Annotated in this window: 3 protein-coding genes and 1 pseudogene; 2 read left to right on the top strand and 2 right to left on the bottom strand. The window is 74.4% G+C overall.

The genetic code is table 11. The annotated features are described in order from the left end of the window. Positions 1 to 995 (bottom strand): NAD-dependent epimerase/dehydratase family protein (locus tag SACHA_RS0109875; protein ID WP_019809329.1); only part of this gene is annotated, 995 nt, incomplete at its 3' end. A 148-nt stretch (positions 996 to 1143) separates the two neighbouring features. Between SACHA_RS0109875 and SACHA_RS21345 the strand changes: the two genes are divergently transcribed. Further along, positions 1144 to 1644 carry a MogA/MoaB family molybdenum cofactor biosynthesis protein gene (locus tag SACHA_RS21345; RefSeq protein WP_019809327.1) on the top strand — a complete coding sequence of 167 codons (501 nt, stop codon included), beginning with the start codon at positions 1144 to 1146 and terminating at the stop codon, positions 1642 to 1644. Positions 1645 to 1745: 101 nt separating this feature from the next. Then, positions 1746 to 1913, top strand: a complete 168-nt coding sequence (locus tag SACHA_RS25240) for a hypothetical protein (RefSeq protein WP_198010129.1) — start codon at positions 1746 to 1748, stop codon at positions 1911 to 1913. Between the two features lie 64 nt (positions 1914 to 1977). Here the strand turns inward: SACHA_RS25240 and SACHA_RS25235 are convergent. Continuing rightward, positions 1978 to 2209, bottom strand: a pseudogene (locus SACHA_RS25235) (hypothetical protein); the annotation flags it as partial.

Genomic DNA, 2209 nt, shown 5'->3' with positions numbered 1-2209 from the left:
CGGACGTCGGCCGGGCGGGCACCACCCACGACGCGCGGAGCGGGGCCGCCGCAGGCCGCGGCAAGTTCGGTGGCCAGTTCGCCCACGGTGCACGGTTCGCCGGAGCAGACGTTGACCGGGGTCAGTGATCCCGGGGCGGGCGCGGTGCGCAGGGCGAGCAGGTTCGCCCGGGCGACGTCGGAGACGTGCACGAAGTCGCGGCGCTGGCGTCCGTCCTCCAGCACCGTGGGCGCCTCGCCCCGGCGCAGCGCCGACCGGAACAGCGACGCGACCCCGGCGTACGGGGTGTCCGACGGCATCCGGGACCCGTAGACGTTGTGGTACCGCAGTGCCCACACGGTGCCGCCGGTCTGCCGCGCCCACGCCGCCGCCAGGTGTTCCTGCGCCAGCTTGGTGGCCGCGTAGACGCTCCGCGGGCGGAGCGGGGCGTCCTCCCCGATCGGCCGGGACTCCGGGATCTCCCCGCAACCGGGACACCGCGGGTCGTAGACACCCGCGTCCACGTCCGCGCGCGACCGGGGCGCGGGTTCGACGTCGCCGTGCTCCGGGCACACGTACCGACCTTCGCCGTAGACGACCATCGACGAGGCCAGCACCAGCCGCGACACACCCGCCTCGTACATGGCGGCCAGCAGCACGGCGGTGCCGTGGTCGTTGTTGAAGGTGTAGGTCGGCGCGTCGGAGGGGTCGAGCCCGTGTCCGACGACCGCCGCCTGGTGGCAGACGGCGTCCACCCCGGACAGCAGGTCCCGGACCAGCGCGCCGTCCGTGACGTCACCGCGGACGAATCGGTGCGGACCGATGTGGTCCGGACCTCCACGGTCGGTGTCCGGACCGTGCTCGTGCGGACCGTGCTCGTGCGGCTCGGGGTCGTGCGGGCCGTGGGCGGTCGGCACGAGCCCGTCGAGCGGGACCGGCTCGTGGCCCGACTCGGCGAGCAGGTCCGTGATGTGGGAGCCGATGAATCCGGCTCCACCGGTGACGAGAACACGCATTCGCCTCACGCTAGGCCGCACCCGGACGGACCGCAGGGCGGACACGTGCGGACACGTGCGGGTGATCTCCGGTCCGGGTCGTCCGCGGGTGCCGCGGTGTCGGCTCGCTGCCTGTCGCCCGTGGTGTCGCGGGTACTACGGTGTCCACATGGAGCGGGATTCGCAGCGGCTGGGCCGCGCGCTGGTGGTGATCGTGGACGACCGGGCCGTGTCGGGCGAGGTCGAGGACAGCATGGGCCCCCTGGTCACCGAACTGTTGGAGGAGGCCAGTTTCATCGTCGACGGCACCGTGGTGGTGCGGGCGGACACCGTCGAGATCCGCAACGCGCTGAACACGGCTGTGATCGGTGGTGTCGACGTGGTGGTCACGGTGGGCGCGACCGGGGTCTCCCCGCGCGACGTCACCCCGGACGCCACCTCCGGGGTGCTCGACCGGCCGGTGCCCGGCATCGCGGAGGCGCTGCGGGCCTCCGGTCTGAGCGCGGGTGCCGTCGACGCCGGCATCTCCCGCGGCCTGGTCGGTGTCTCCGGCAGCACCCTCGTGGTCAACCTCGCGGGGTCGCGGGCCGCCGTGCGTGACGGTATGGCCACACTGTCCTCGCTGGTTCCGCACGTCATCGACGAACTCTCCGGCCTCGACGCGAACTGAGCCCCGGACCGGACGCGGGACCGGCGGACGGCGCCGGCGGACGGTGCGGCACGAACCGGGGGAGACCGCGAACCCACGAGAGACGGGAACGGACGACAGTGGTGGGACGGGACGAGGCGGACCACGCCCGGCGTGGACGGATCGACGACGTGTTCGGTGAGGTGCTCCCCCGCACCTCGGCCGACGAACGCGACCCCGGGTCGGACCGGCCACGGGAGAGCTCGGACGACTGGTACCGGGACAACCGGCCCCCGCACCACGACCGCTGAGCCGGCACCGTCCGCGTCCCGTCGGCCCGGCGGCTCTCCGGCGGGCGTCGGTCCCCGTGGGCCGTCACTCCCACAGCACCGTGACCGGGCGGTCCAACGAGGCGGCGGCCACCTCCGGCGCCTCGTCCTCGGGAACGGCGAACAGGGCCAGCGGGTCGGCGCCCACCGGTCCGGTCCCGTCCGGAACGACACCGGACCGGTGGGCGGCGGTGTCCGTACCGAAGACCGTGACCACGGTCGCCCGCTCGGCCAGGACCTCGGGCCGGGCGGCGCCCGGCCCCGGCTCCGGGAGCACG

It is taken from the genome of Saccharomonospora halophila 8, from assembly GCF_000383775.1.
Taxonomy (GTDB): Bacteria; Actinomycetota; Actinomycetes; order Mycobacteriales; family Pseudonocardiaceae; genus Saccharomonospora; species Saccharomonospora halophila.
This window is presented reverse-complemented; position numbering and strand designations above follow the sequence as displayed.